Source organism: Thalassospira sp. HF15 (assembly GCF_011806525.1).
Lineage (GTDB): Bacteria > Pseudomonadota > Alphaproteobacteria > Rhodospirillales > Thalassospiraceae > Thalassospira.
In genome coordinates, this window is sequence record NZ_JAAVKI010000006.1 from 320,564 (window position 1) to 328,104 (window position 7,541).

The window sequence follows — 7,541 nt, forward strand, 5'->3', positions numbered from 1 at the left end:
AACAAGTTGAAAATCATGGCGTTGATTAAACCATATGTCGTCTCATTCGGTCGACGCATTATTGTCGATGATGATTGACGTGCGCGCGATGCGCGTTTAGCAAGGTGACAGACTTTAATTTGGAACCGCCCATCATGCAACAGACCGTCCCGATCCGGCATTGGCGCGAAACAATGCTCGGCATAGCTGCCATTTTGTTTGGCATCTCGGCACCACTATTTTTCTTTGGTCGAGCGGCAATCGGGATTGGTCTTGGGTTTTCTCTGCTTATTGCGATTTTTTCGGCAAATCACGGTCAAGCTTGGCAGCGCATGCGCCGAGATTTCGCGACACCAGTAGGCGGACTAATCATTGCAACCCTTGTTGTGTTTCTGATTTCTGCGTCTTTTTCGGTTGTTCCAGAAAAGTCACTTTCCACCTGGCTTGCAAGGTTCTCCATGCTCGCAGGAGTCTGGTATCTCATGCGTTTGGTTGAGCCGAAAGGAAAGTTGGCATGGGACGCATGTGTTTTTGCAACGGGAACACTGGTAACTTATTGTATTATAGCGGTTCTTACTTGCCCTGCGATTGTCTCATTGGATGCTTTGCGTAATCCTGATCGCGTATTTGATCTCGCGCGCTACCTGAAGCCCGTTGGAAGCTTCTTTGTTTTTGGTGCAATGATTTTGGTTTTTGATGGCCTTGATCGGCGGGGTATCAAGCGATTTGTTTCAATATCGCTTGCGATAGCGATTTTACCGATCCTCGAAATTACTCAAGGCCGTGCGAATGTAGCTGCAATCATGGCAGCTACAGGTGCGCTGGGGGTCGGTTCTATTCTTTGCCTGAAGTCCCGTGCGTTAAGATTTGGTATTTTTATCGGTATTGTTGCCGTTTTTGTTGCCGGATTGGTATGGCTTAGCGTGATTACTCAGAACTCGGCGTCGCTGCAGGAATTTGATGCGTATTTACCGATATGGCTGATTGATATTCATCGTCAGATGATTTGGCAGTTCGTGTTTGGCCATGTCTTTGATCATCCGGTCATTGGCTACGGATTAAACGCAGCGCCTTGGGTGCCGGGGGCAAACCAGTTGGCGGGTAGTTCGACTCAGTCTGTGTTGCCAGGGCATCCCCATAGCTGGTTCATGGAAATCTGGCTTGAAACTGGTGCAATTGGGCTTTGCATTGTCGTTTCTTTGGTACTTTTGACCGGTTATGTAGCAGTAAAAGACGTGCGTCACTGCGGGATCAAAGTGGCAGGTTTGCCGCTGATGATGCTTGCCGCCTATTGGTTCGCGGGTTTGTTCAATTACTCTTTCTGGACGTCATGGTGGTTTGGCGTTTTCATGATCACCTTTGCATTGGCGTTTTTGCGGCGCGAGCGCGCCGTTTCACAACGATCATTACTAAAGCGCAGCAAAACCTTGATCGTCTGTGCCGAAGATTGGTCTTTTGCATCGCATCGCATCGGTTTGGGCCGAGCCGCACTGGTGCGTGGAGACGATGTGATTGTGGCTTGTCGCAGTGATGTTGTTAGTAAAAGTCTCAGCAAAGAAGGCTTTCGCGTTGTCAACATTCCGCTTGCCCGTGGCGGGCTCAGCCCGCTCAAATCCCTTAAAACGATCAAATCGCTCGCTTGCCTGATCCGGCGTGAAAACCCCGATGTAGTCGTTAACGTCGCGATCCAGTGTGTTGTGCTGTCTTCTTTGGCCGGACTGGTGGTCGGTGCAAGGCGATCGGTAAATATGGTTACAGGCCTCGGCTTCCTGTTCGTATCGGATGGTGCAAAGGCAAAAATCGTCCGCCAGATCGTTTCTTTGTTGCTCCGCTTTTATGCAATGTGCCCATCAATTCGGGTGATTGTGCAGAATGCCGATGATCACGCCCTGATGACAAAACTTGGCTTCAAGGAAAATCGTCTGGCGCTCATACGTGGATCAGGCGTGGATATCTCGGCTTTCAGTCCGACGGTTAAAGAACACTCCGAAACTAAAACTGCGATCTTCGTTGCGCGCATGCTCTGGTCCAAGGGACTTGGCGAACTGATCGAAGCTGCGCGCATTCTGAAATCACGTAATCGTACTTATCGGATTGTCTTGGTTGGTGATGCGGATCCGGCCAATCCGGATAGTGCCAGCGAAGAAGATTTACGGAAATGGCAGTCAGAAGGCTTGGTCGAGTGGCTGGGGAAGCGCCCCGATGTGGCCGCACTTTTGCGTGATGCTGACCTGGCGGTTCTGCCATCCTGGCGCGAAGGACTGCCAAAATCATTGCTTGAAGCGGCAGCAACCGGGCTTGCCATGGTGGCAACTGATGTCCCCGGGTGTCGGGAGATTGTCCATAACGGTGAAAATGGCCTTCTTGTTCCGCTGAAAGATAGCACTGCGCTCGCTAACGCCATCGAAGAACTGATGGAAGATGACGCACGTCGAAAAGCTTATGGCAAAGCCGCCCGTGCACTGGTTGAGCGCGAGCTTTGTGACAGCGTTATCATTGCCCAAACCCTCGCCTTTTTAACCGGCGACGACACATCGAAAGCAAAGAAGGCAACAAAGATGACTGCGACAGCATGAGCACGACCAGCTGCCTTTAGGAAATCCATCTTGTTGAAGGGGCCCGGTTTCGGGCCCTTTTCTTTTGGTAAAGAAACCCGTTGCATCCGGGTCTTCGATTTCGTATACAATATACATAAATTAGGTGCGGCCCAATAATATCAGGGCTGTCAGGGTTAAGGGCGCGGCTAAATCGCTGCGTGATATCAGGAGGTTGTTTTTTCATGCAGGTAAACTGGACTGGCGTTTTTCCCGCCGTTGCCACCCAAATGAACGAAGACGGTTCGATCGATTTTGATATGACCGCCAAACAGATCGAAGACCTGATCACCGCCGGTGTCGACGGTATGGTCATGCTGGGGTCGGTCGGCGAAAACACGGCCCTTGATCCGGATGAAAAGATTGCCGTCCTGAAGCTGGCTGTCGACGTCACCAAGGGGCGCATTCCGGTTCTGTCCGGTGTGGCTGAAAGCTCGACGCGTGCGGCAATACGCTATGTGCAGGAATGTGAAAAGCTCGGTGCCGATGGTCTGATGCTTTTGCCGGGAATGGTCTATACCGCCGATCCACGCGAAAACATCGCACATTTCCGAACTGTAGCCGGTGCAACCAAGCTGCCGATCATGATCTACAACAACCCGGGTGCCTATCGCGTCGATATCAAACCTGATGAATTCAACCAGCTTTCTGATGTTGAAAACCTGGTTGCGATCAAGGAAAGCTCGGGCGATCCACGTCGTATCACCGACATCTATAATGCTTGCGGGGATCGCTTCGTTTTGTTCTGCGGCATGGATGACCTTGTCATGGAAACGCAGGTGCTTGGTGCCGTTGGCTGGATTTCGGGCTTTACCGATGCCTTCCCGAAGGAATCCGTCGCCCTGTGGAAGCTGCTGTCTGAGGGCAAATACAACGAAGCGCTTAAAATCTATCGCTGGTTTACCCCGGTTCTGCACATGGATGTCCATGCCAAACTGGTTCAGTACATCAAGCTTGCGCAGGAAATGACCGGTGTCGGCAAACCGCATGTGCGTGCCCCGCGCTTGCCACTGGTCGGTGAAGAGCTTGAAACCATCAAGGCTACCATCCAGAAAGCCATCGATACGCGCCCGACGCTCTAAAATGACGCGTGTCAGCAATCTGGAGAGCGCTTTTGTAAAACCATGATTGCACTGGCGCTGTATTTGATGGAACAGTAAGCTCCTCCGTGACCATCGCGGGGGAGTTTTCCTGCGATCTGACAGGCCGTTACCTTAAATCACCCGCTTATCCGCATACAGCCGAGGCCCCGAAATGACGAAGTCCAAAACCGCAAATCCGTCACCAAACAGCAATGGGCAGAAAGCCGTTGTCGTCGGGGCTGGTATTGTGGGTGTGAATGTCGCCGTGGCACTTCAGGACAAGGGATATGAGGTTACAATCCTGGATCGCGGGGAGCCCGGAATGGGCGCGTCATTTGGCAATGCCGGCGGGATTGCCGTCAGTAAATGTGCCCCGATTGCCATGCCGGGAACGCTTCTGAGTGTTCCGGGATGGCTGATGGATCCGTTGGGGCCGCTTTCCGTGCGGTGGTCCTATTTGCCCAAAATGCTGCCATGGTTGCTACGCTTTGTTGCCGCCAGCTCCAAGAGCCGCGTCGAACAGATCGCGACCGAAGTGGCCGTTCTGCTCAACCGAGCGTGGGAGGATTACGACCCGGTGATTGCCAATGCCGGACTTTCCGATGCCGTGGCCAAAAAGGAAGGGGCGATTGCGGTCTACCGATCAGATGCGTCTCGTCGGGCTGCGGAGTATGAAATCGATCTCAATCGGCGCAATGGCATTAAAATTCGCGATTTGACCAAGGATGAAATTCTTGATCTTGAGCCGGGCATAGCTCCGATCTTTTCGTGTGGCATCATGGACGAAGATTGGGGCCGGGTGCTTGATCCCTATAAATTTGTCACGGGCATCTATCAGAATTTCCTCGACCGCGGCGGCAAGTTCGAAACCGCCGATGTGACCGATTTTGTCTATCGGGATGGCAAGCCACGTGCGGCGATGACCAGTACCGGCGATCAGATTACATTTGATGTCGTGGTTGTGGCCTGCGGGGCATGGTCAAAAACATTGGCCAAGCGTCTTGGTTCACCGGTGCCACTTGATACAGAGCGCGGCTATAATACAACCGTGCCCTATCATGATGCAGAGCTTTCGCGCATGCTGATCTGTGCCGATGACGGTTTTGTTCTTACCCCGATGGAAGATGGTATTCGTGTCGGCGGGGCGGTGGAGCTGGGCGGTCTGATCGCAGCCCCGAATTATGACCGTGCCAAGGCTCTGTTTGCCAAGGGCAAGGAAATCCTGCCGAAACTGAATGCCGAAGGCGGCAAGGAATGGATGGGCTTCAGGCCTTCGATGCCGGACTCAAAGCCGGTAATCTCCAAAAGCCCACGTTACGGCAATACCTTCTTTGCGTTTGGCCACGGGCATCTCGGCCTGACCATGGGGGCAACAACCGGACGCCTGATTTCTGATCTTGTTGCCGGTGACTCACCCCCGGTTGACATGACCCCGTATCGGATCAATCGTTTCTCTCATTTCCCCGGTTTCTAAGGGCCCCACCCATGGCGAAAAGCAGTTTCTTTTGTGTTGATGGTCATACCTGCGGCAACCCGGTGCGGCTCGTTGCCGGTGGCGGACCGAAGCTTGAAGGGGCAAGCATGCTTGAAAAGCGTGCGCATTTTTTGGCCGAGTATGACTGGATCAGAACCGGCCTGATGTTTGAGCCGCGCGGTCATGACGTGATGTCGGGCTCTATCCTGTATGATCCGACGTCTGATGACTATGACGTCGCTGTCCTGTTTATCGAAACATCTGGCTGCCTGCCGATGTGCGGGCATGGCACCATTGGCACTGTCACCATGGCGATCGAGGAAGGGTTGGTTAAACCCAAAACTCCCGGTCGTCTGCGCCTTGAAACACCTGCGGGCCTCGTGGTTGCCGAATATAATCAGGTTGGCGATTACGTTGAATCGGTCAAGCTCACCAACGTACCGTCTTTCCTCTATAAGACCGATATCGAAGTCGATTGCCCTGATCTTGGTCCGATCAAGGTCGATGTTGCCTATGGTGGCAATTTCTATGCGATTGTCGACCCGCAGGAAAATTACCGCGATATGGCTGACTTTTCGGCTGGTGACCTGCAACGCATCAGCCCGGAACTCCGCCGTCGCCTGAACGAAGAAAACGACTTTGTTCACCCCCTCTATCCTGACATCAAGGGCCTGTCGCATATCCAGTGGACAGGCAAGCCGACGCAAGCAGACAGCACCCATCGCAATGCGGTGTTCTATGGTGACAAGGGGATTGATCGTTCTCCCTGTGGCACCGGCTCATCGGCGCGGCTGGCGCAACTGGTCGCCAAGGGGCAATGGGACCCCGAACGTGAACTGGTTCACGAAAGCATTATTGGCTCGCAGTTCCGGGTTTCCGTGGTCGAGAAAACAAAGGTCGGCGACTTTGATGCGGTCGTCCCCGGCATTGAAGGTTGGGCGCGAAAACACGGATATAACACCATTTTTATCGATGACCGTGATCCCTATGCTCATGGCTTTATTGTCAAGTAGAGCAGGGCATTCTTTATCCGGTCGTCATGTAACAAGGTGGTGTCATGCCCCCTTTGTCGTATATCGGCAAGGTTTGGCGAATTATACAGTATGCAATTGTATTGCGACTTGGCAGACCCGTCGTTATGAATAGCAAAACTGACAAATTCTGTCAGGCGCACTCAATGCCTGATTGACCGGCATGCCAAGTATCGTCGGGGTAACACCATAAAAGAGCTGAAATGACCGCAACACCGCGCTTTACCCGCCGTACCATCACCGATCAGGTGACCGAAGACCTTCGTACCCGCATTTTGACAGGCGATTTTCCCGCCGGGCATCAATTGCGACAGGATGCCATTGCGGGGGAATATAACGTATCGCGTATTCCGGTCCGTGAAGCCCTTCAACGCCTCGATGCCGAGGGGCTTGTGTCCTTCCAGCCGCACAAGGGCGCGATCGTCTCGCAGCTCTCGCTTGACGAGATCGAGGAACTTTTTGAAGTCCGAAAGCTGCTTGAATGTGACCTTTTGCGTCATGCGGTGCCGCGTCTGACCCTGGACGACCTTAAATCAGTCGAAGACATCCTCAAGGTCTATGACGAAGCGTTCCGTTCCGGCGATGTTTCCAAATGGGGGGAACTCAACCGCGAATTCCATGACCGTTTGTATCGCGCCTCCAACCGGCCCAAGACACTCGAAATTGTGCGCATGATCGGCAACAACACCGTGCGCTTTACCCAGGCGCAGCTTGCGCTGTCAGGGGCAACGGATCGGGCCGAACGCGAACATCATCAGATATTCGAGGCCTGCAAGGCCGGTAATGTCGACGAGGCGGTCGAACTGTTGGCCAACCACATTCAAAGCTCGGCCGATAGCTTGATGTCCTGCCTGCGCAAGGCCCGCGAAGAGGCATAAGGATCCAAACAACGATCAAAGGGATGCATCTGGCATCCCTTTTTTGTTCAGGTCGCGTTCTGTTTCTTTGAGATCAGCCGACAATAAAACCACGCCCGACGACATCATCCTCTTCATACCACAAGCTCGCCTTGCCACTGTAATGCGCCATGCCGGTGACCGAGGCGATGATGGCGTCATGCGGTCCGCACTGGGTTGTCGCTGCAACCGACCCTTCAAAAAGTGAACCGATCACGCTTTCAAACACCCGCACCTGACCTTCTGTGATCAGCCCTTTTGCGTGTTGGATGGCCAGGCGGGCACTGACCCCGGATCCGGTCGGGCTGCGATCAACCTGGTTTTTGGCAAATACACATATATTACGTGTCGGGGTTTCACTGTGTGCATCCCGCCCGTCGGTCAGGATCGCACCATATAAAAAGGCCAGTTCGTCGTGATCGGGATGCGATAGGGTGACGCTGTTATTCACCGCTTGGCAAATCTCTTCGGAAAGTTGTGTCAGG

General features: G+C 53.2%; 6 protein-coding genes. 5 read left to right on the forward strand and 1 reads right to left on the reverse strand.

The genetic code is table 11. The annotated features are described in order from the left end of the window. Positions 1 to 134: 134 nt before the first annotated feature. The 5 genes from HED22_RS15490 (at position 135) to HED22_RS15510 (ending at position 7,038) form a co-directional block, all read left to right on the forward strand. Entirely contained in the window at positions 135 to 2,555 is a 2,421-nt protein-coding gene (locus HED22_RS15490; protein ID WP_167723838.1) for a glycosyltransferase, read from the forward strand. A 203-nt stretch (positions 2,556 to 2,758) separates the two neighbouring features. Continuing rightward, positions 2,759 to 3,655 carry a dihydrodipicolinate synthase family protein gene (locus HED22_RS15495; protein ID WP_167723840.1) on the forward strand — a complete coding sequence of 299 codons (897 nt, stop codon included), beginning with the start codon at positions 2,759 to 2,761 and terminating at the stop codon, positions 3,653 to 3,655. 172 nt (positions 3,656 to 3,827) lie between these two features. Then, on the forward strand, positions 3,828 to 5,129 hold the full coding sequence (locus tag HED22_RS15500) for an FAD-binding oxidoreductase (RefSeq protein ID WP_167723842.1): 1,302 nt from the start codon (positions 3,828 to 3,830) through the stop codon (positions 5,127 to 5,129). Positions 5,130 to 5,140: 11 nt separating this feature from the next. Then, on the forward strand, positions 5,141 to 6,142 hold the full coding sequence (locus HED22_RS15505; RefSeq protein ID WP_167723844.1) for a 4-hydroxyproline epimerase: 1,002 nt from the start codon (positions 5,141 to 5,143) through the stop codon (positions 6,140 to 6,142). Positions 6,143 to 6,363: 221 nt separating this feature from the next. Next, complete coding sequence (locus HED22_RS15510) at positions 6,364 to 7,038, forward strand: GntR family transcriptional regulator (protein WP_167723846.1); 675 nt, start codon at positions 6,364 to 6,366, stop codon at positions 7,036 to 7,038. A 73-nt stretch (positions 7,039 to 7,111) separates the two neighbouring features. Here HED22_RS15510 and HED22_RS15515 read toward each other — a convergent pair. Then, on the reverse strand, positions 7,112 to 7,541 hold a 430-nt coding region (locus tag HED22_RS15515), incomplete at its 5' end, for a proline racemase family protein (protein ID WP_167723848.1).

What these genes read in the sequence shown, in the direction of transcription:
- HED22_RS15500 (WP_167723842.1), top strand. Translation starts at nt 3,828, where the DNA reads ATGACGAAGTCCAAAACCGCAAATCCGTCACCAAACAGCAATGGGCAG.
- HED22_RS15510 (WP_167723846.1), top strand. Translation starts at nt 6,364, where the DNA reads ATGACCGCAACACCGCGCTTTACCCGCCGTACCATCACCGATCAGGTG.
- HED22_RS15490 (WP_167723838.1), top strand. Translation starts at nt 135, where the DNA reads ATGCAACAGACCGTCCCGATCCGGCATTGGCGCGAAACAATGCTCGGC.
- HED22_RS15505 (WP_167723844.1), top strand. Translation starts at nt 5,141, where the DNA reads ATGGCGAAAAGCAGTTTCTTTTGTGTTGATGGTCATACCTGCGGCAAC.
- HED22_RS15495 (WP_167723840.1), top strand. Translation starts at nt 2,759, where the DNA reads ATGCAGGTAAACTGGACTGGCGTTTTTCCCGCCGTTGCCACCCAAATG.